Origin of the sequence: Streptomyces sp. NPDC005566, from assembly GCF_040605575.1 — a bacterium.
GTDB lineage: Bacteria > Actinomycetota > Actinomycetes > Streptomycetales > Streptomycetaceae > Streptomyces.
In genome coordinates this window covers 136,298-154,688 of sequence record NZ_JBEXDB010000001.1, presented here as the reverse complement: position 1 = coordinate 154,688, position 18,391 = coordinate 136,298, and the positions used below count along the sequence as shown (strand labels likewise).

The window sequence follows — 18,391 nt, the reverse complement described above, 5'->3', positions numbered from 1 at the left end:
CCCCTCCGGCGATTGAGGAGCGGGGTCCGGGGCGGAGCCCCGGGACGGGGTCAGCCGGAGCCCGGAGGGGCCGAGTGGGCCGGGACGGGGCTCGGCTCGTCGGACGGGTGCGGCACGTCGCGGCGGGTGCGGCGTGCCAGGACCGGCAGCAGCGAGCGCATGCGGCCACGGCCCCCCGCGGTCGCCGGCCGCCGTGGCAGCCGGTGCGGCAGCCGCCCGTACCAGGCGTACGAGATCGCGTAGCCGAACGTCAGGCAGGCCATGCCGCCCACCGCGTCCAGCCAGAAGTGGTTGGCGGTCGCCACGATCACGACCAGTGTCGCCACCGGGTAGAGCAGGCCCAGGATCCGCGCCCACGGGGCGGTGGCCAGGGCGCAGACGGTCAGACCGCACCACAGCGACCACCCGATGTGCATCGACGGCATCGCCGCGTACTGGTTCGACATGTGCTTGAAGTTGCCCGAAGCCATCGAACCCCAGGTCTGGTGGAGCATCACCGTGTCGATGAAGCCCCCGCCGCTCATCAGTCGCGGAGGTGCCAGCGGAAACAGGTAGTAGCCGAGCAGGGCGACGGCCGTCGTCGAGAAGAGGATCAGCCGGGACGCCGCGTAGCGGCCGGGATGTCGGCGGAACAGCCAGATCAGCACACCGATGGTCACGACGAAGTGCAGCGTCGCGTAGTAGTAGTTCATCGACACGATCAGCCATGTCACCGAGTTGACGGCCTGGTTGACCGTCTCCTCGAAGGCGAGCCCCACCGCGTGCTCGAGGGACCAGATCCAGTCGGCGTTGCGGAGGGCCGCGGCCTGCTGCTCGGGTACGGCGTTGCGCACCAGTGAGTAGAGCCAGTAACTGACCGCGATCAGGAGGATCTCGAACCAGAGGCGAGGGCGACGCGGGGACCGCAGCGAGCGCAGGGACCACGATCGTGTCCGGCCGACGACCTGTGTCGATCCGGTGGCCGCCGCTTCGTCCACGAAGGGTGACGGGTTGGCCGCCATGCGGTCTTCCTGTGTGGTCACGTGCGAATCACCCATAGGCGCAGAGTCTGCCAGATACGTCCCACTCCGCCCGATGATCCTCCGGTCGGGTTCCGGTCGCACATTCTGCACCTCAACGACGAGGGAGGGATCCTGGGCCGGGGCCGGGGCCGGGGCCCGAAGCCGTCGAGCCGCGAACGACCAGCTCAGGCATGAAGACGAATTCGCTGTGCGGGGCCGGCGTACCGCCGATCTCCTCCAGCAGCGTACGCACCGCCGCCTGACCCATCGCTGTCACGGGCTGACGGATCGTGGTCAGCGGCGGATCGGTGAAGGCTATGAGGGGCGAGTCGTCGTAGCCGACCACCGACAGGTCGCGCGGTACGTCCAGCGACATCCGGCGTGCGGCCCTGATCGCGCCGAGCGCCATCATGTCGCTCGCGCACACCACCGCGGTGCATCCGCGCTCCATCAGCGCCGAGGCGGCGGCCTGGCCGCCCTCCAGCGTGTACAGAGAGTGCTGGATCAGCTCCTCCACCGCCTCCGCGGTGAGGCCGAGCTGCTCCCGCATCGTGGCGTGGAAGCCCTCGATCTTGCGGAGTACGGGAACGAAGCGCTTCGGGCCGACCGCGAGACCGATGCGCTGGTGCCCCAGGGACACCAGGTGCGTCACCGCGAGCCGCATCGCGGCACGGTCGTCGGGGGAGATGAACGGCGCCTGCACCTTGGGCGAGAAGCCGTTGACCAGGACGAAGGGAACACCCTGGGCCCGCAGTTGTTCGTAGCGCTGCATATCGGCCGAGGTGTCGGCGTGCAGACCGGAGACGAAGATGATGCCCGAGACGCCGCGGTCGACGAGCATCTCGGTCAGCTCGTCCTCGGTGGAGCCGCCGGGCGTCTGGGTCGCCAGCACCGGCGTGTAGCCCTGCCGGGTCAACGCCTGGCCGATCACCTGGGCCAGTGCCGGGAAGATCGGGTTCTCGAGCTCGGGCGTGATCAGGCCGACGAGGCCCGCGCTGCGCCTCCGCAGCCGGACGGGGCGTTCGTACCCGAGGACGTCGAGCGCCGCGAGGACTGATTCGCGGGTGGTCGCTGCAACACCGGGCTTGCCGTTCAGTACGCGGCTGACCGTAGCTTCGCTGACCCCCGCCTGAGTTGCGATATCGGCAAGCCGTGCGGTCATGAGGGGACTGTACCGGGCGCGTGTCGTATTGCCCACCATGCGCAGTTTTTGGGCGGCCGGGCCCAGGAGCGAGGGCCCGCCGGTCTCTCCGTAGCAACATCTTGCAAGGCCTTGCGGACGCTGTCAGCTGCCCGCAGTCGGATCGTCGCACCGTGTGGAGAGGGGCTCTGGCCTGGTGTGGGCAGGGATACAGGGCTCCCGTCAAGAGGCTTGACGGCAACCTTGCGGACACGCCAATGTAACGATCGTCGGTGCTTGCAGAAATCTTCCGCAAAGTCTTTCGGTCGTCTTTCATCCTTGTTACGTTCACGTCGACCCGGCGCCGCGACGGAGCGGTACGGCAGTTGAAGGAGTTCAGATGCGACGTGGCATAACGGCCACCGCCCTGGTCGCGGCCCTGGCGCTTGCGGCAACCGCCTGCGGCAGTGATGACGAGACCGGCGGCAGCAAGAGCTCGGGCGAGCTCTCCGGCACGGTGACCTGGTGGGACACCTCGACGGTCGGCAGCGAGGACAAGGTCTTCAAGAAGCTTGCCGAGGGTTTCGAGAAGAAGCACCCGAAGGTTGACGTCAAGTACGTCAACGTGCCCTTCGGTGAGGCGCAGAACAAGTTCAAGAACGCGGCGCAGGCCGGCGCCGGTGCTCCCGACGTCATCCGCTCCGAGGTCGCCTGGACCCCCGAGTTCGCCGACCTCGGTTACCTCGCCCCGCTGGACGGCACCGCCGCGCTGAAGAACGAGAAGGACTTCCTCGAGCAGGCGGCCGCGTCGACCAAGTACAAGGACAAGACGTACGCGGTCCCGCAGGTCATCGACTCCATGGGCATCTTCTACAACAAGAAGATCTTCGCGGAGGCCGGTGTCGAGGTCCCCAAGAACATCGCCGACCTGAAGACCGTCTCCAAGGCGATCAAGGACAAGACCGGCAAGACCGGCCTCTACCTGCGCGGCGACGACGCGTACTGGTTCCTCTCCTTCCTGTACGGCGAGGGCGGCGACCTGGTCGACGCCTCCAGCAAGTCCGTCACGGTGGACAAGCCCGAGGGCGTCAAGGCGTTCAAGACCGTCAAGGACCTCGTCGACTCCGGCGCCGCGAAGACCGACGCGACCGACGGCTGGGAGAACATGCAGTCGTCGTTCAAGGACGGCAAGGTCGCCATGATGATCAACGGCCCGTGGGCCGTCGCCGACACGCTGACCGGCAAGGAGTTCGCCGACAAGGCCAACCTGGGCATCGCCCCGGTCCCGGCCGGCTCGGCCTCGCAGGGTGCCCCGCAGGGCGGCCACAACCTCGCCGTCTACGCGGGCTCGAAGAACCTCGACGCCTCCTACGCCTTCGTCGAGTACATGACCTCGGTGGAGACCCAGGCGCAGACCGCCGGTGAGCTGAACCTGCTCCCGACCCGCACCTCCGCGTACGCCAAGCAGGAGGCCGTGGACAGCGAGATCGTCGGCTTCTTCAAGCCGGTCGTCGAGACCGCCGTCGAGCGCCCGTGGATCCCGGAGACCGGCAGCCTCTTCGCGCCGCTCGTCACCGAGTACACCAAGGTCCTCACCGGCCAGACCACGCCGGAGAAGGCCGCGTCCACGACCGGCGACTCCTACCGCAAGCTCCTCAAGGGCTGGAAGTAACTCAGGAAGGCAGGCCGACTGATGGCTGTCCACACCAGCCAGTCGGTGGCGAAGGCCGCGGGCGACACTGTCGCCCGCGGCCGGAGCCGCGGTACTGGTAAATCCGCACCACCGAGCAAGCTCCGGCGGGCCATGTCGGTCCACTGGTACGCCTGGACCATGGTCGCCCCCGTTGTGATCGTCATCGGCGTGATCATCGGTTACCCGTTGGGCCGCGGCATCTGGCTGTCGCTGACCGACGCGAACGAGCGCAACGTCGCACGGTCCATCGGTGTCAACGAACTGCCCGCCACCTACAAGTTCGTGGGCGTGGACAACTACGTCGACGCGCTGACGGGTACCCAGTTCCTCGGCACGCTCGGCTGGACGCTGGTGTGGACGGTCTCCTGCGTAGGCATCACGTTCTGCCTCGGCATGGGCCTCGCCAACATCCTCAACCGCCGTATCGCGGGACGCTCCGCCTACCGCATGGCCCTGATCCTGCCCTGGGCCATCCCCGGCTTCGTCTCGGTCTTCGCCTGGCGCTTCCTCTACAACGAGGACCGCGGGCTGCTCAACAAGATCCTCGGCGGCGGCGGCATCGACGGCATACCGTGGCTCAACGACCCCACCTGGGCCAAGTTCTCCGTCATCGCCGTCAACGTCTGGCTCGGCGTGCCGTTCATGATGGTCGCCCTGCTCGGCGGACTGCAGTCCATCCCCTCGGAGCAGTACGAAGCGGCCGAGATGGACGGCGCCACCGCCTGGCAGCGCTTCCGGCACATCACGCTCCCCGGACTGCGCCCGGTGTCCACCACGGTGATCCTGCTCTCCACCATCTGGACCTTCAACATGTTCCCGGTGATCTTCCTGCTGACCCGCGGCGGACCCGGTGAAGCGACCCAGATCCTGGTCACCCAGGCCTACAAATTCTCCTTCGAGATCAGCCCGCGCGACTTCGCGCAGTCCTCCACCTGGGGCGTGCTGATCCTCGTACTCCTGATGCTCTTCGCCATGGTGTACCGGCGAGTGCTCCGCACGCAGGGAGACAACTGGTGACCACTCTCACGGAAACCTCCGCCCGGCACGCCGCCCGCAGGCCCCGGAAGCGCGGCGACCGCTCCCCGGCCGCGTCCGTGGCCCTGCACGTCACCCTGATCGTCGCGTCCGTGATCGCGGTCTTCCCGGTGCTGTGGGTCCTGCTGACCTCGCTGAAGCCCGCCAAGTTCGCCACGACGACGGACTTCTTCAAAGAGACGACGTTCGAGAACTACACGAACCTGATCAAGGACACCGAGTTCCTGAGCTGGTTCGGCAACTCCGTGGTCGTCGCGGGGCTCTCCACCGTCATCGGTGTCTTCGTCTCCGCCACCACCGGCTACGCCGTCAGCCGCTTCCGCTTCCCCGGCAAGCGCGGGCTGATGTGGACGCTGCTGATCACCCAGATGTTCCCGGTCGCCGTCCTGATCGTGCCGATCTACAACATCATGGCGGGCATCGGCCTGCTCAACCAGCCGGCCGGACTCGTCATCACCTACCTCACCATCTCGGTGCCGTTCTGCGCCTGGATGATGAAGGGCTTCTTCGACACGATCCCGATGGAGATCGACGAGTCGGGGCAGGTCGACGGCCTCACCCCGTTCGGCACGTTCTGGCGGCTGATCCTGCCGCTCGCCAAGCCCGGACTCGCCGTCACCGCCTTCTACTCCTTCATCACCGCCTGGGGCGAAGTGGCGTACGCCTCCGCCTTCATGGTCGGCGACGAGAACCTCACACTCGCGGGCGGACTGCAGAAGTTCGTCAACCAGTACGGAGCCCAGTGGGGTCCGATGACCGCCGCGTCCGTCCTCATCGCGATCCCCGCGGCACTGGTCTTCCTCTTCGCGCAGAAGCACCTGGTCACCGGAATGTCCGCCGGAGCCGTCAAGGGCTGACGCCCAGGGCACGCACGACCGAACGCACCCCGTCACGGCGGCGCCGGATCCCCGACCCGGTCCCGGCGCCGCTCCCCACCCAGACACCCCAGGGACGACATGACCCAGCACCTCGCTGCCCCCTCCACCGGCACGTCCGACGACGCCCCGGGCAACCGCACCGGCTGGTGGCAGGACGCGGTGATCTACCAGGTCTACCCACGGAGCTTCGCCGACGGCAACGGCGACGGCATGGGCGATCTCGCGGGCATCACCGCACGGCTCCCGTACCTCAGGGACCTCGGTGTCGACGCCGTCTGGCTCAGCCCCTTCTACGCCTCCCCGCAGGCGGACGCGGGCTACGACGTCGCCGACTACCGGGCCATCGACCCGATGTTCGGCTCGCTCCTGGACGCCGACGCCCTGATCCGCGAGGCCCACGGCCTGGACCTGCGCATCATCGTCGACCTGGTGCCCAACCACTCGTCCGACCAGCACGAGTGGTTCAAGCGCGCACTCGCCGAGGGCCCCGGCTCCGCCCTGCGCGAGCGCTACCACTTCCGTGCCGGCAAGGGTGCCGACGGCGAACTCCCGCCCAACGACTGGGAGTCCATCTTCGGCGGCCCCGCCTGGACCCGGACCACCGACCCGGACGGCACCCCCGGCGAGTGGTACCTGCACCTCTTCGCGCCCGAGCAGCCCGACTTCAACTGGGAGCACCCGGCCGTCGCCGACGAGTTCCGCTCGATCCTGCGCTTCTGGCTCGACATGGGTGTCGACGGCTTCCGCGTCGACGTCGCCCACGGCCTCGTCAAGGCCGAGGGACTGCCCGACCTCGGCACGCACGATCAGCTGAAACTGCTGGGCAACGATGTCATGCCGTTCTTCGACCAGGACGGTGTGCACGAGATCTACCGCAGCTGGCGCACCATCCTCGACGAGTACCCCGGCAACCGGATTCTCGTCGCCGAGGCGTGGACCCCCACCGTCGAGCGCACCGCCAACTACGTGCGCCCCGACGAGATGCACCAGGCCTTCAACTTCCAGTACCTGTCGACCGCCTGGGACGCCGCCGAACTCCGCAAGGTCATCGACTCCTCGCTCGACGCGATGCGTCCGGTGGGCGCCCCCACCACCTGGGTGCTCTCCAACCACGACGTCACCCGTCACACCACGCGCTTCGCCAACCCGCCTGGCCTGGGCACCCAGATCCGTACCCCCGGTGACCCCGTCACGGGGCTGCGCAGGGCCCGCGCCGCCACGCTGCTGATGCTGGCGCTGCCCGGCTCCGCGTACGTCTACCAGGGCGAGGAGCTCGGCCTGCCCGACGTCACCGACCTGCCCGACGAGGCGCGCCAGGACCCGTCGTTCTTCCGCGCGGAGGGCCAGGACGGCTTCCGCGACGGGTGCCGCGTGCCGATCCCGTGGACCCGCGAAGGCAGCTCGTACGGCTTCGGCGACGGCAGCAGCTGGCTGCCGCAGCCCGCCGGCTGGAGCGCGCTCTCCGTCGAGGCGCAGACCGGTGTGGAGGGCTCCACGCTGGAGTTGTACCGCGCCGCGATCGCCGCCCGCCGCGAGCACCCCGGGCTCGGCGCCGGCACGGACGTGGACTGGCTGGACGCCCCCGAGGGCGTGCTCGCCCTGGGCCGCTCCGGCTTCGTCTGCACGGTCAACACCACGGGCGCCCCGGTACGGCTGACCGCCCCCGGCACCCTGCTGCTCGCCAGCGCCCCGGTCGCCGTCGACGGCGACACGGTGGAGCTGCCCGCGGACACCACGGTGTGGTGGACGGTGTGACCGTCCCCGCACCCAGGACCGGACCGGCGCTGCGGCTCTCCGACATCGCCGGTCAGGCCGCGGTCAGCGAGGCGACCGTCAGCAGGGTGCTCAACGGGAAGCCGGGAGTCGCGGACACCACGCGTCAGCGGGTGCTCGCGGCCCTCGACATCCTCGGCTACGAGCGGCCCGTACGGCTGCGGCAGCGCAGTGCCGGGCTGATCGGGCTGGTGACGCCCGAGCTCACCAACCCGATCTTCCCGGCGTTCGCGCAGTCCGTGGAGCAGGTCCTCGCCGGGCACGGTTACACACCCGTGCTCTGCACCCAACTGCCCGGCGGCGCCACCGAGGACGAGCTGGTCGAACAGCTCGTCGAGCGTGGCGTCGGCGGGATCGTCTTCCTCTCCGGGCTGCACGCCGACACGTCGGCGGACCCGGCACGGTATGCCGCGCTCAGCGACCGCGGCGTGCCGTTCGTCCTGATCAACGGCTACAACGAGCGCATCAGCGCCCCCTTCGTCTCGCCCGACGACACGGCCGCGGTACGGATGGCCGTCGGGCACCTCGCCGAACTCGGGCACCGGAAGGTCGGTCTGGCGATCGGACCGCAGCGTTACGTGCCCTCCCGGCGCAAGCGCGACGGTTTCGTCGACGCGGCCGTCTCGCTGCTGGACATGGACCGCGAGGAGGCCGAACTCCTCGTCTGCTCCACCCTGTTCAGCGTCGAGGGCGGCCAGGTCGCGGCAGGCGCCCTGCTCGATGCCGGCTGCACCGGCATCGTCTGCGGCAGCGACCTGATGGCACTGGGCGTGGTCCGGACGGCCCGGGGAAGGGGACTTGACGTCCCGCGCGACGTCTCCGTCGTCGGCTTCGACGACTCGCAGCTGATCGCGTTCACGGACCCGCCGCTGACCACGGTGCGCCAGCCGGTGCAGGCGATGGCCGCCGCGGCCGTGGGAGCACTGCTGGAGGAGATCGCCGGAAGTCCCGTGCAGCGCACGGAATACGTGTTCCAGCCCGAGCTCGTGGTGCGCGGGTCCACCGCGGCGGTGCGGGTCGGCTGAACGAGCGGGGAGCGGGGCCGGGTCCGGAGGGGGGACCCGGCCTTTCGCGTGCCCGGTCGCAGGGTTCAGCCCGGCAGCGCGTCCTCGAGCTGTGAGAGCTCCTCCGGGCTCAGCTCCAGGTCCGCGGCTCGAGCCGAGTCCCGGACGGAGGCCGGGCGGCTGGCTCCCGGCACCGGGATCACCGTCGGGGAGCGGCTCAGCAGCCATGCCAGGGCGATCTGCTGCGGGCTCACGCCGCGCTCGGCCGCGATGCGCTGGAAAGCGGTGCCGGTGGACGTCGGGCCCGAGGGGCCGTCGAGGGAACTGCGGGAGATGCCACCGAGAGGGCTCCAGGGCAGGAACGCCAGGCCCAGCCGGGCACTCAGCCGCAGCTCGGGCTCGCTGTCGCGGACGGCGGGCGAGTACTGGTTCTGTACCGAGACGAGTCCGTCGCCGAGGATCTGATGCGCCTGGCGGATCTGGCAGGCGGTCACGTTCGAGATGCCGGCGGCGCGGATCGTTCCGGCGTCGAGCAGGTCGCGCAGGGCGCCGACGGACTCCTCCCAGGGCACGGCCCGGTCCGGCTTGTGCAGCTGGTACAGGCCGATGGCTTCGACCCCCAGGCGCTTGACGGACGCTTCGGCGGCGCGCTTGAGGTGGGCGGGGGTGCCGGTGACGGTCCAACTGCCGTCACCGGGACGGCCACGGCCGCCCTTGGTGGCGATCAGGACGCCGGAGGTGTCGCCGCCGTAGCGGGCCAGGGCGCGGGCGATCAGGAGCTCGTTGTGGCCCACCTCGTCGGCGTGCCAGTGGTAGCTGTCGGCGGTGTCGATGAGCGTGACGCCGGAGTCCAGGGCCGCGTGGACGGTGGCGACGGCCCGCGCCTCGTCGGGCCGGTTCTCGATGGACAGCGGCATTGCGCCCAGCCCGACGGCGCTGACGGCGGTGTCGGCGATGCTGCGGAACTGCATGGTGGCCGGCTCCCTACGTGGCGGGGGTGGCGGACGCGCTGACGGTCTCGGCGACGGCGCCGGGCAGCCAGTCGGTGACGTGGGAGAAGGCGAAGCCCAGCCGTTTCGCACGGGTGTTGCTCATGGCGTAGTCGCGGTCGAAGGAGAACGGCGAAGCCGTCCCGCCCTCCGCGACGGTCCGGTGGACGGGCTCCCGGCCGGTCTGCGCGGCGACAGCCGCAGCCAGTTCACGCACGTCGAGCAGACCGTCGGAGCAGGCGTTGACCGGACCCGTGAAGTCGGCGGCGGTGGACGCCCACCGCAGCAGGTCCGCCAGCTCCTGGTAATGGATGAACACCGTCGGCCGCGCGTTCGCGTGCACAGCGATCTCTTCGCCCCGGCGGATACGCTCGGTGTAGTGCGCCAGCCGCCCGGTGAACTCCTCCGCACCGCCGCCGAGCACATGAGCGCTGCGCACAGAGACGAACGCGAAGCTGCCGTCCCGGGAGAACACGGCCTCCGCCTGGCGTTTGCCCTCGGCGTAGTGCGCCTCCACGTACGCCTCGTCGTGCCAGGGCAGGTCCATGGCCACCGGCCAGGCGCTCGGGTCCACGTTCTCCTCCGGCACCGGGGTTCCCGCCGGCACGGCCGGCAGTGCGGCCGTCGCAGGGTCGTAGACCTCGATCGTGGACGTCATGACGTAGCGCCGGGCACGGCCGGCGAAGACGCGGGCGGCGATCGCGGCCTGCACCGGGGTGTAGCAGACCTGATCGACGACCACGTCGAAGCTGCGCGAACCGAGTGCGGCGCCGAGGGCGGCCTCGTCGTCGCGGTCGACGACCAGGTGCTCGACGCCGACGGGCGGCCGGGCGGAGCCGCGATTGATCACCGTGACCCGATGGCCCGCCGACTGCAGGCGCTCGACCAGGAGCTTTCCGAAGTAGCGGCTTCCGCCGATGACGCAGATCCTTTGCATGCCCCCATCCTGGAGACCTATCGTCATCAGCGGAAGTGGTGACTTACTGGCGACTCATTAAGGAAAACTGTTGATCGATGTGCAGCGGCTCCGCGTCCTGCGTGCGGTGGCGGACCACGGCAGCTTCAACAGGGCGGCCGTGGCCCTCCGCCTCACCCCTTCCGCCGTCTCCCAGCACGTGGCGGCACTGGAGCGCAGCCTCGGTGCCCAGGTGGTGACACGCAGCACGCGCGGGGTGACCCTCACTCAGGCCGGTCGGATCATGGTCGGGGCGGCAGAATCCGTCGCAGCCGAGCTCGAACAGGCGAAACAACAGGTCGAGCGGCTCAGCACGGGCCGCGTACAGCTCACCGTCGCCACCTTCACCAGTGGCGGCAGGCACCTGTTGCCCGGTGCTCTCCGCCGGCTCATGGCAACCCACCCCCAGACCCAGCTCCACGTCAGGGAGGGCGAGCCCGAGGACACCGTGCCCCTGGTCCGCCAAGGAGCTGTCGACCTCGCACTCGCCTACCACTTCGACGGGCCGCTGCCCGTGGGGCCGGGTACGGGTTCCAGCCTGCACTGGACCCCGATCCTCGAAGATCCCCTGCACGTCGTCATGCCGGAGGGGCATCGACTCGCCGGCCGCCGGTCGCTCGACATCGCCGAACTGGCAGCGGAGCCCTGGGTGCTCGGTTGCCTCAAGACCGAGGCGTACCTGCGCCGTTACGCCGCACGCGCGGGCTTCGAGCCGGAGGTGCGCGGCACCACCACGGACTACTTCTTCGCCCGGTCACTCGTCGCCGCGGGAATGGGAATCTCCCTGATCCCTTCCATCGCGCTCGTCCCGGAGGTGCCTGGGCTGCGAGCCGTTCCGATCAAGCCGCCGACTCCGGCTCGGCACATCGGCGTTGCCACGCTCGGCCGCCGCGACCACCCGCACGCCACGGCGTTCATCGAGGCGCTCCGTGAGCAGGCGGGGCGGCACTACAGGGCGTGTATCGAAACAGCGCAGTGATTCTCCGCAGTTCGAGGTGGCCCTGGGCCGGATCGGGGTACCCCGCCTCGGGCTCGGAAGACCCGTACCCGAGCGCGGCGAGTGCGCGCCGACGAGGCCTACGCCTCCCGCAAGAACCGCGACTACCTGCGCGAGCGCAGCATCCGCTGCACCATCCCGGACAAGGCCGACCAGATCCGCAACCGCAAGAAGCGCGGCTCCCAGGCGGCCGACCGCCGAAGTTCGACAAAACCGACTACGAGGCGCGGCACGCGGTCGAGCGGGGTATCAACCGGCTGAAATGACACCGCGCCGTGGCTACGGGATACGACAAGCCAGCCGTTCGCCAAAGAAGCAACCGTGCTGGTAGTTGCTGTCGACGAGTGGCTTTGACCCCTGCAATGTCACGCCAGGCGACGGCGTGCGACAGCAGATGCCAAGCGGGGCCAGTCGCCCCTGGTGGACGCATCCGGAGAGCAGTGCTGACGCCGAGCTCTTTCCATGCAGGTAGTACTTGAAAATCAGGAAAGTACATGCCATCGTGGCAACCATGGATGCCGAAGAAGCCCGACGTAACCTCGAGCAGGCCCGCCAGTCCTACGACGCCTCCGTCACGCCTGTGCTGCCGCGTTGGGCCCCGCCCGTCTGTGCCGCCCTGGTCGCCGCCTCGATAGCTCTGGCAGGTGTCGGCCCTTCCATCGGATGGGTGAAGGCGGCGACCATTGCCGCGGGCATCTTGTGTGCACTGGCGGCCGCTCAGCTCGTGCTGCGGGTCCGCGCCAGGCAGGGCGTCAGCGGTCTGCGCGGCCCGGCTCGACAGAAGTGGCGGACCGTCGGCGTGTGCTGCGTTGCCGTCCTGGTTTCCGCTCTGGCCGCCACTCCGAACACCCGCTGGATCTACGCCGGCGTGGGCTTGCTCCTGGGCATCTATACCTGGGTGTCACTGCAAAAGCAGGTACGTCCATGACCGACGAACTGGACGATGCCTTCAGAACCACCAACCGCCTCAGGATCGCCGCGTTCCTGTCGGGCTGTGACGAAGCAGAGTTCCGGGCAGTCCAGGAGTACTGCGATCTGTCGCCCTCGAACCTGTCGAAGAACATCACCGCCCTGGAGGAACTCGGCTTCGTCGCAGTCCGCAAAGGGCACGTCGGAAAGACTCCCCGGACGTGGCTGGCGCTCACCGAGGACGGGCGCAAGGCGCTGGTCGGCCACCTGGCCGCGCTGCAGCAGATCGCCGAAACCGCCGCTCGCCACGCCTGAAACCGATGAGACGAACCGTAGCAACGGCGACTGACATCCTGCGGCAGGGTCAGCTTTCGCAGGCGTACGTGACGAAGGCTTCCCACGTGACGGGGGTGAAACCGAGATGGGGGCCGGAAACGCTCTTGGAGTCCCGGACGTGCACCGCGCGGGGGGTGGTGGCGACCTCGACGCAGTCGTTGCCGTCACCACTGCTGCTGTAGCTGCTCCTGAGCCACTGCAGTTCCGCGGCTCCCTCACCGGAGGGCTTGTTAATCATGTTTCTCCCCGCAGTTGCTCAATAAAAGCCAGTGACTCACGTGGCGTAAGCGCCTGCGCCCGGATCATGCCATAGCGCAGTCCGAGGATCCTGAGTTGCTTCGGGTCGGAGACCGGGCGGCCGCTGAACGCACCCTCGGACCGCCCCACCGCACTGCCGTCCGGGAATCTCAGCACCTCGATCAGTCCACCCGTCCCGGGATGCTCCTCGCGACACGTCGGCATCACCTGGATGGCCACATTCGGCAACCGCCCGACCTCCAGGAGGAGTTCGAGTTGGCGGCGCAGAACCATTGTGCCTCCGACGGGACGGCGGAGCGTTACCTCTTCCTGGACAAAGCTCAGGGACGGGAGGGGCGCCCGGTCGAGGATGGACTGTCGGGCCAGGCGAGCAGCAACCACCCGGTCCATCTCGTCCTCCGTGTAGGCCGGCAGCCACGAGGCGAACAGCGCCCTCATATGCGCCTCGGTCTGCAACAGGCCATTGATGTTGTGGTGGTGATACGCCTCCAGCTCGACAGCTCGAGCCTCCAGCTTCGCCAGCTCCCGTACCTTCTTCGGGTACCGGACCTCCGCCAACTCCCTTTTCATCAGCGCGAGTTTGCCGCCCGCCCCCAGTACCTTGTCCGCCTTGTCCAGGAACTCCGGCCGGGGAATGCGCCTGCCGCCCTCCACCTTGTAGACGAGGTCCTCTCCGTACCCGATCGCCGTTCCGAACTCCCCGGCCCGCATGCCTGCCGCCTCCCGCCAAGCCTTGATCTGGCGGCCCACGGACGCGACCAGCGCTGCCCCCGACTCGTCGTCCGGATCGACGTCCCAGTCAGCCTCGTCCACGCTCATCCGTGCCCCACTTCCGACGCGCCTGCCGTTCCTGCCTCAACCGCTGTCGTCCCCGCGAGTCACCCTGGACAGCCGGGACAGCGCTGGACAAGGACTGGACAATCACCGTACGTAACCGCCGTCCTCCGCTTCACGGTAGGCAGTCGGGATCACGCTGAAGGGCGTGACCCAAGAAATCACCCGAACCGAACATTCCGCTCCGGCCCGGCAGTTCACCGTGCTGCTCTCTCCCACCCGACGGGGTGCCAGGCTCGCCCGCCTGCTCACCGCCGCGCACCTGGGTGACTGGGGCCTGCCCGTCGAGTCGGCCGCGCACATCGTGGCCGAGCTGGCCGCGAACGCCGTCGTGCACGGCCGTGTGCCAGGACGGGACTTCCGGCTGGGCCTCACGGTCCACCGTGAGGCGCTCCTCCGTATCGAGGTGACCGACACCCGTGGCGATCGGCTTCCTCCGCTGCCCGAAGCCTTCGCTGTGCCCGCTGGTGACGCGGAGTCGCGGAGAGGTCTTCTGATCGTCGGGGCGCTCGCGGACCGCTGGGGCGTCGACGTCGGACCTGCCCCGCGCAAGACGGTCTGGGCCGAAATCGATCTTGCGCCGTGACCGCTGACACCGGGTCGCGGGTGCCCGCGACCCGGTGGATCGTGACGCGGTGGCCCACGACGTCAAAAAGGCTTTGAAAGAACCAGGGAAATCACCCTTCCCAACCCAACCCTCCCCGATGCGCCCTTCGTCACTCACTCGGGTGACATGTGGCAACTGGGCTGGATTTGGTGCCGGTTGCCGGGCATATGCTCGCCCCGACCGCCACAGACATGCGACGGCCCCCGACGAGACGCCAATCTCGATCGAGGGCCTGACCACCGAGGAAGTAAGAGGCTTCCCGATGGGTACCCAGCAGATTACCGCGCCCCCGTGCGCCCGGACCGCTGCATCCGGCGTGATCCACAGCAACGTCCGGCACACCGGCGGCTTCACCGTCATCGGCAACCACCTCGCCCAGCATCGCGGCCTGTCCCTCGTCGCGATCGGCCTGGCCGTGCACATCCAGTCGCTGCCCGCCGGAGCGAAGATCGGCATCAAGCGCCTCGCCGAACGCTTCCCGGAGAGTGAGACCCGTATCGCCGCCGCCCTGCGGGAGCTGGAGGCGGTCGGCTACCTGCACCGCAGCCGCGTACGCCTCGCCGACGGCCGGATCGTCACGCGTACGGTGTCGTGCAACCAGCCGGGCGCGGACGCCGCCAGTGCTACGCCACCGCCGCCTCGGCCCGCGCGCAGTGCGGCCAGGCCCTCACGGCCCGAGCCGCCCGTGCCGCCGCCGAGGGAGTTCGCGCCGTCACCCCCTCCGCCGCCGCAGCAGGCGCCCACCCCCGCGCCGCCGCAGCCCGCCACGGTCCTCGTACCGGCGCCCACGGCCCGTACGGTCCCACCCCCACCGCTGCCGCAGCCGCAGTCGCTCACCCCGGAACTGCGGCGCGCGGCCGCCGCGATCCTCGCCGATCTGCGCCGCCACGCACCTCAACTGGTGCTCTCCGAGGCGGACATCGGCGCTCTCGCTTCCGGGGTCGCCGCCTGGCTCGAACGTGATGCGCGTCCCGACACCATCCGGCATGCCCTCACCGCCGACCTGCCCGTACCGCTGAGACACCCCGCCAAGCTTCTGCGGCACCGGATCACCACACTCCTGCCGCCCCCGCTGCCCGGCGCGCGCGAGCTGGAAGCCGTACGCCCACGCGCGATCGTCATCCCGCTCCAGAACTGCGACCGCTGCGACCGCGCCTTCCGCTCGCGCCACCCCGGCCACTGCCGCGACTGCCGCACCGACCTGTCCACAGCTGCCTGATCCTGTGCAGAAACCCATGGTCGGCGCACCGCACGAAGCGGCCTCACCGGCAGAGTGATTGCGGGAAGAGCGCGGTGTTCCCGGACGTTGGCCTCAAGCATGAGAATCGGTGAAGCCTCCAGGGCCAGCGGCGCGAGTGCGAGATCGTTGCGGCACTACGAGGACGAGGGCTTGATCGTCCCCGGCCGTCTCGGCAACGGGTTCCGCGACTACTGCCGGTCCACCATCGATCGGGTCCTCGTCATCCGCTCGCTGCTGGAGTCCGGGCTCCCCGTGCGGTTGATCAGGGATGCCCTGCCCGGCCTCGTCGACGGATCCGAGGCCGGAACCGACGTGGTGTGCGCGGAGTTCCTGCGCGAGGTGCAGAGCCACCGCGACCGGCTCACCGCTCGCATCGCCGCTCTCAGCGATCAGCAGGCGGCACTCGACGCCTATCTTCGAGAGGCCCGTCGAACGAACCTCTGACCGTCACTTGACCTTGACACCAGTGTCAGGTTCCTACGTTCGGTGCATGGAGACCAACGAGCAGCAGCACACCGCTGAGCGGACCGTACGAGCACTGGTCCAGCAGTCGCACCGAGGGCCGAGGGACCTGACCCTCACGACCGATATCCGCCTCCCTGCCCCGGGGCCCGGTGAGTACCTGATCCGCGTCGGTGCCGCCGGGGTCAACTTCGCCGACGTCATGCAGACCCGTGGCACCTACGGAGGCGGCCCGCAGGCCCCCTATGTGGCGGGCTTCGAGGCCGCCGGCGAGATCGTGGGCGTCGGTCCGGATGTCGCCGGCCCGCTGCGGCTCGGCACCCACGTCGTCGGAGCCGGCCCGGGTGCCTTCGCCCAGTACATGACGCTGCCGGCCGCGGGCGTACTTCCCGTACCGTCCGGCTGGAGTGACGCCGGAGCTCTCGGCCTGGTGCTCAACTGGGCCACCGCCCTGGCGGCACTGAAGCCGTTGGGCGGCATCGAGGCGGGTGAGGTGGTCCTCGTCCACGCCGCGGCGGGAGGCGTGGGGCAGGCTGCCGTTCGTCTCGCCCGCCACTACGGTGCGCGGGTGATCGCCACGGCGTCACCGGAGAAACACGACACCGTCGAAGCGCTCGGCGCCGACGAGGTCCTGGACAGCCGTCGCCCCGATCTGGCCGCGGAGATCACCCGCCTGACCGGCGGTGTCGATCTGGTCCTGGAATCGGTGGGGCAGGCCACGTTCGAGGTGAGCCTGTCGGTCGCCAGGCCCTTCACCGGGCGAGTCGTCGTGTTCGGTGCCGCTTCCGGCGATGCCACGCTGACCACACACGACCTGGTCTTCACTCACCCGGTCCAGATCAAGGGGCTGCACATCGGTGCGCTGGCGGTCGCGGCCCCGTCCCTCTACCGGTCGTTGATCGTCGAGCTCGAGGCACTCATCGCCGGCGGCGTGTATCCGCCCGGTACCCCACAGGTGCATCCCCTTGCCGAGGGGCCGGCAGTACTGCGGCAGCTCGAAGCGGGCCGGACCCTGGGCAAACTCGCCCTCGATCCCTGGCGCTAGGACCACGGTGCGCCGGCCGGTGCACGCGATGGCTGCCGCGGCCGTGGGAGCGCTGCTGGAGGAGATCGCCGGAAGTCCCGTGCAGCGCACGGAGTGCGTGTTCCAGCCCGAGCTGGTGGTACGCGGTTCGACGGCGGCTGTGCGCAGCGCCTGACCGGGCGCGAAGACGAAGAACGGGGCCGGGTCCGGAGGGGGGGACCCGGCCTTTCGCGTGCGGACCACTTCTTCGCACGGTCCCTCGTCGCTGCGGGAACGTGACCTGCAAGGCCCGGCTCCGCCCGCTCGTACGGTGAGAGGTCCGGAAGCGGGCCCACCTCCGGGCTGCGCCGGTGCCCGGTAACGTAGCGCTCTTCGGCCGGTGCGACCGTCCGGAGTCACAAAGGCGACAGCCATGACCCCTGCTGACCGGACCGCGCCACGACTCCGTCTCGATGCCGCGCTCGACGGCCTCGCCACCACCTTTCGTGGGATGACGGCCGTCCCGGACGAGGACAACTGCGAATGCCACTGGGGCAGCGCCGAGGACCTCGCCCGGCTCAAGACGCCGGACGTGGAACTCGACCCGGACCTGCTGCGGCGCACCTGGCAGGCGAGCGACTGGCGTGATCACGGGGCGGTGCTGCGTCGCATCCTGCCCCGGTTCGCGGCAGACCTCGTCGGTGGTCAGGTGCCACTCTTCGACATGGTGGACGCCGGCCGGTCCTTCGGGCGCGGCTACTGGTGGCGGTGGCCTGCCGATCAGGCTGCTTCCGTCCGGGAGTTCCTGCACGCGTGGTGGTCCGACAGCCTCACGGCGCCCGACGCCGCCGTACCGGCGTACGAGCTCCTGGCCCTGTGCGCCGAGGCCTCGGGCACGGTGACTCCCTGGCTCGCGGTGTGGGACGCGACGGCCCATCCCGCGGCCGACCGGCAGTTGGCGGAGGCTGTGGACCTGTGGGGGCTCGACCTGCTCTGCGACAGACTCCCGTGGAGTGCTTGGGAGCATGACGAGGAGAAGCTCGGCGAGCTGGGCGCCTGGCTGATCCGGCACGCACCCGCACGTCTCGTCTCCCAGGGCGCCTCGGAAGAGCTGCACCACGTGATACGGCTGCTCGGCCTCACCGAATCCGCCCGCTGGGAGGACCCGCACTGGCCCTGGTGAGCGGGTTGCCCCGGAGGCGGGCTACAGCACAGGAGAGGTCCGGAAGTCGGCCCGGGATGGGCCGGCGGGGAGTTGAGCGACTCCGGACCTCTCTGTGCCGTGACCGGCCCGGCC

20 protein-coding genes and 1 pseudogene are annotated in these 18,391 nt (G+C 69.5%); 15 read left to right on the top strand and 6 right to left on the bottom strand.

The annotated features are described in order from the left end of the window. Positions 1-50 precede the first annotated feature (50 nt). On the bottom strand, positions 51-1,037 hold the full coding sequence (locus ABZS61_RS00725; RefSeq protein WP_356413994.1) for a phosphatase PAP2 family protein: 987 nt from the start codon (positions 1,035-1,037) through the stop codon (positions 51-53). Between the two features lie 76 nt (positions 1,038-1,113). Continuing rightward, positions 1,114-2,163, bottom strand: a complete 1,050-nt coding sequence (locus ABZS61_RS00720; protein WP_356413991.1) for a LacI family DNA-binding transcriptional regulator — start codon at positions 2,161-2,163, stop codon at positions 1,114-1,116. Positions 2,164-2,521: 358 nt separating this feature from the next. On the opposite strand from ABZS61_RS00720, the gene ABZS61_RS00715 reads away from it, so the two are divergent. The 5 genes from ABZS61_RS00715 to ABZS61_RS00695 all read left to right on the top strand — a co-directional run bounded on the left by ABZS61_RS00715 (position 2,522) and on the right by ABZS61_RS00695 (position 8,525). Then, positions 2,522-3,793 carry an extracellular solute-binding protein gene (locus ABZS61_RS00715; protein WP_356413988.1) on the top strand — a complete coding sequence of 424 codons (1,272 nt, stop codon included), beginning with the start codon at positions 2,522-2,524 and terminating at the stop codon, positions 3,791-3,793. Between the two features lie 21 nt (positions 3,794-3,814). Continuing rightward, positions 3,815-4,831 carry a sugar ABC transporter permease gene (locus tag ABZS61_RS00710; protein ID WP_356413985.1) on the top strand — a complete coding sequence of 339 codons (1,017 nt, stop codon included), beginning with the start codon at positions 3,815-3,817 and terminating at the stop codon, positions 4,829-4,831. Next, entirely contained in the window at positions 4,828-5,706 is an 879-nt protein-coding gene (locus ABZS61_RS00705; RefSeq protein WP_351180341.1) for a carbohydrate ABC transporter permease, read from the top strand. Before ABZS61_RS00710 ends, ABZS61_RS00705 begins: the two co-directional genes overlap by 4 nt. A gap of 99 nt (positions 5,707-5,805) precedes the next feature. Next, positions 5,806-7,482 carry a glycoside hydrolase family 13 protein gene (locus tag ABZS61_RS00700; protein ID WP_356413981.1) on the top strand — a complete coding sequence of 559 codons (1,677 nt, stop codon included), beginning with the start codon at positions 5,806-5,808 and terminating at the stop codon, positions 7,480-7,482. Further along, the gene (locus ABZS61_RS00695) at positions 7,467-8,525 is read left to right on the top strand and encodes a LacI family DNA-binding transcriptional regulator (RefSeq protein ID WP_356413978.1); all 1,059 of its coding nucleotides are present in this window, start codon (positions 7,467-7,469) and stop codon (positions 8,523-8,525) included. The genes ABZS61_RS00700 and ABZS61_RS00695 overlap by 16 nt, the downstream gene beginning before the upstream one ends. A gap of 65 nt (positions 8,526-8,590) precedes the next feature. On the opposite strand, the gene ABZS61_RS00690 is transcribed toward ABZS61_RS00695, so the two are convergent. Then, positions 8,591-9,475 carry an aldo/keto reductase gene (locus ABZS61_RS00690; RefSeq protein WP_356413976.1) on the bottom strand — a complete coding sequence of 295 codons (885 nt, stop codon included), beginning with the start codon at positions 9,473-9,475 and terminating at the stop codon, positions 8,591-8,593. Positions 9,476-9,488: 13 nt separating this feature from the next. Beyond that, positions 9,489-10,430 carry an NAD-dependent epimerase/dehydratase family protein gene (locus tag ABZS61_RS00685; protein WP_356413974.1) on the bottom strand — a complete coding sequence of 314 codons (942 nt, stop codon included), beginning with the start codon at positions 10,428-10,430 and terminating at the stop codon, positions 9,489-9,491. A 70-nt stretch (positions 10,431-10,500) separates the two neighbouring features. Here ABZS61_RS00685 and ABZS61_RS00680 point away from each other — a divergent pair, with 70 nt between their 5' ends. The 4 genes from ABZS61_RS00680 (at position 10,501) to ABZS61_RS00665 (ending at position 12,669) form a co-directional block, all read left to right on the top strand. After that, positions 10,501-11,427, top strand: a complete 927-nt coding sequence (locus ABZS61_RS00680) for a LysR family transcriptional regulator (RefSeq protein ID WP_356413972.1) — start codon at positions 10,501-10,503, stop codon at positions 11,425-11,427. Positions 11,428-11,508: 81 nt separating this feature from the next. After that, positions 11,509-11,706 carry a hypothetical protein gene (locus ABZS61_RS00675; RefSeq protein WP_356413969.1) on the top strand — a complete coding sequence of 66 codons (198 nt, stop codon included), beginning with the start codon at positions 11,509-11,511 and terminating at the stop codon, positions 11,704-11,706. Between the two features lie 250 nt (positions 11,707-11,956). Next, positions 11,957-12,373: a hypothetical protein gene (locus ABZS61_RS00670; RefSeq protein ID WP_356413966.1), complete on the top strand. Its 417-nt coding sequence runs from the start codon at positions 11,957-11,959 to the stop codon at positions 12,371-12,373. After that, the gene (locus ABZS61_RS00665) at positions 12,370-12,669 is read left to right on the top strand and encodes a transcriptional regulator (protein WP_356413963.1); all 300 of its coding nucleotides are present in this window, start codon (positions 12,370-12,372) and stop codon (positions 12,667-12,669) included. Before ABZS61_RS00670 ends, ABZS61_RS00665 begins: the two co-directional genes overlap by 4 nt. A gap of 49 nt (positions 12,670-12,718) precedes the next feature. On the opposite strand, the gene ABZS61_RS00660 is transcribed toward ABZS61_RS00665, so the two are convergent. Both ABZS61_RS00660 and ABZS61_RS00655 read right to left on the bottom strand, forming a co-directional pair. Next, positions 12,719-12,928: a DUF397 domain-containing protein gene (locus ABZS61_RS00660; protein ID WP_356413960.1), complete on the bottom strand. Its 210-nt coding sequence runs from the start codon at positions 12,926-12,928 to the stop codon at positions 12,719-12,721. Further along, on the bottom strand, positions 12,925-13,767 hold the full coding sequence (locus ABZS61_RS00655; RefSeq protein ID WP_356413957.1) for a helix-turn-helix transcriptional regulator: 843 nt from the start codon (positions 13,765-13,767) through the stop codon (positions 12,925-12,927). Before ABZS61_RS00655 ends, ABZS61_RS00660 begins: the two co-directional genes overlap by 4 nt. Before the next feature lie 163 nt (positions 13,768-13,930). On the opposite strand from ABZS61_RS00655, the gene ABZS61_RS00650 reads away from it, so the two are divergent. The 6 genes and pseudogenes from ABZS61_RS00650 to ABZS61_RS00625 all read left to right on the top strand — a co-directional run bounded on the left by ABZS61_RS00650 (position 13,931) and on the right by ABZS61_RS00625 (position 18,277). After that, positions 13,931-14,368: an ATP-binding protein gene (locus tag ABZS61_RS00650; RefSeq protein ID WP_356413954.1), complete on the top strand. Its 438-nt coding sequence runs from the start codon at positions 13,931-13,933 to the stop codon at positions 14,366-14,368. A gap of 283 nt (positions 14,369-14,651) precedes the next feature. Continuing rightward, positions 14,652-15,608, top strand: coding sequence for a helix-turn-helix domain-containing protein (locus ABZS61_RS00645; protein WP_356413951.1), 957 nt, complete (start codon positions 14,652-14,654; stop codon positions 15,606-15,608). 99 nt (positions 15,609-15,707) lie between these two features. Beyond that, positions 15,708-16,073, top strand: a complete 366-nt coding sequence (locus tag ABZS61_RS00640; protein WP_356413948.1) for a MerR family transcriptional regulator — start codon at positions 15,708-15,710, stop codon at positions 16,071-16,073. A 46-nt stretch (positions 16,074-16,119) separates the two neighbouring features. After that, positions 16,120-17,136 carry an NADPH:quinone oxidoreductase family protein gene (locus ABZS61_RS00635; RefSeq protein WP_356413945.1) on the top strand — a complete coding sequence of 339 codons (1,017 nt, stop codon included), beginning with the start codon at positions 16,120-16,122 and terminating at the stop codon, positions 17,134-17,136. Position 17,137: 1 nt separating this feature from the next. Next, positions 17,138-17,290, top strand: a pseudogene (locus ABZS61_RS00630) (LacI family transcriptional regulator); the annotation flags it as partial. A gap of 237 nt (positions 17,291-17,527) precedes the next feature. Further along, positions 17,528-18,277: a hypothetical protein gene (locus ABZS61_RS00625; protein ID WP_356413942.1), complete on the top strand. Its 750-nt coding sequence runs from the start codon at positions 17,528-17,530 to the stop codon at positions 18,275-18,277. The last annotated feature ends 114 nt before the right edge of the window (positions 18,278-18,391 follow it).

Bases quoted from the DNA above. Each gene is read 5' to 3' on its own strand.
- ABZS61_RS00635 (WP_356413945.1), top strand. From the start codon at position 16,120: ATGGAGACCAACGAGCAGCAGCACACCGCTGAGCGGACCGTACGAGCA.
- ABZS61_RS00715 (WP_356413988.1), top strand. From the start codon at position 2,522: ATGCGACGTGGCATAACGGCCACCGCCCTGGTCGCGGCCCTGGCGCTT.
- ABZS61_RS00655 (WP_356413957.1), bottom strand. From the start codon at position 13,767: ATGAGCGTGGACGAGGCTGACTGGGACGTCGATCCGGACGACGAGTCG.
- ABZS61_RS00685 (WP_356413974.1), bottom strand. From the start codon at position 10,430: ATGCAAAGGATCTGCGTCATCGGCGGAAGCCGCTACTTCGGAAAGCTC.
- ABZS61_RS00645 (WP_356413951.1), top strand. From the start codon at position 14,652: ATGGGTACCCAGCAGATTACCGCGCCCCCGTGCGCCCGGACCGCTGCA.
- ABZS61_RS00625 (WP_356413942.1), top strand. From the start codon at position 17,528: ATGACCCCTGCTGACCGGACCGCGCCACGACTCCGTCTCGATGCCGCG.
- ABZS61_RS00725 (WP_356413994.1), bottom strand. From the start codon at position 1,037: ATGGGTGATTCGCACGTGACCACACAGGAAGACCGCATGGCGGCCAAC.
- ABZS61_RS00710 (WP_356413985.1), top strand. From the start codon at position 3,815: ATGGCTGTCCACACCAGCCAGTCGGTGGCGAAGGCCGCGGGCGACACT.
- ABZS61_RS00660 (WP_356413960.1), bottom strand. From the start codon at position 12,928: ATGATTAACAAGCCCTCCGGTGAGGGAGCCGCGGAACTGCAGTGGCTC.
- ABZS61_RS00665 (WP_356413963.1), top strand. From the start codon at position 12,370: ATGACCGACGAACTGGACGATGCCTTCAGAACCACCAACCGCCTCAGG.
- ABZS61_RS00690 (WP_356413976.1), bottom strand. From the start codon at position 9,475: ATGCAGTTCCGCAGCATCGCCGACACCGCCGTCAGCGCCGTCGGGCTG.
- ABZS61_RS00720 (WP_356413991.1), bottom strand. From the start codon at position 2,163: ATGACCGCACGGCTTGCCGATATCGCAACTCAGGCGGGGGTCAGCGAA.
- ABZS61_RS00670 (WP_356413966.1), top strand. From the start codon at position 11,957: ATGGATGCCGAAGAAGCCCGACGTAACCTCGAGCAGGCCCGCCAGTCC.
- ABZS61_RS00700 (WP_356413981.1), top strand. From the start codon at position 5,806: ATGACCCAGCACCTCGCTGCCCCCTCCACCGGCACGTCCGACGACGCC.
- ABZS61_RS00640 (WP_356413948.1), top strand. From the start codon at position 15,708: ATGAGAATCGGTGAAGCCTCCAGGGCCAGCGGCGCGAGTGCGAGATCG.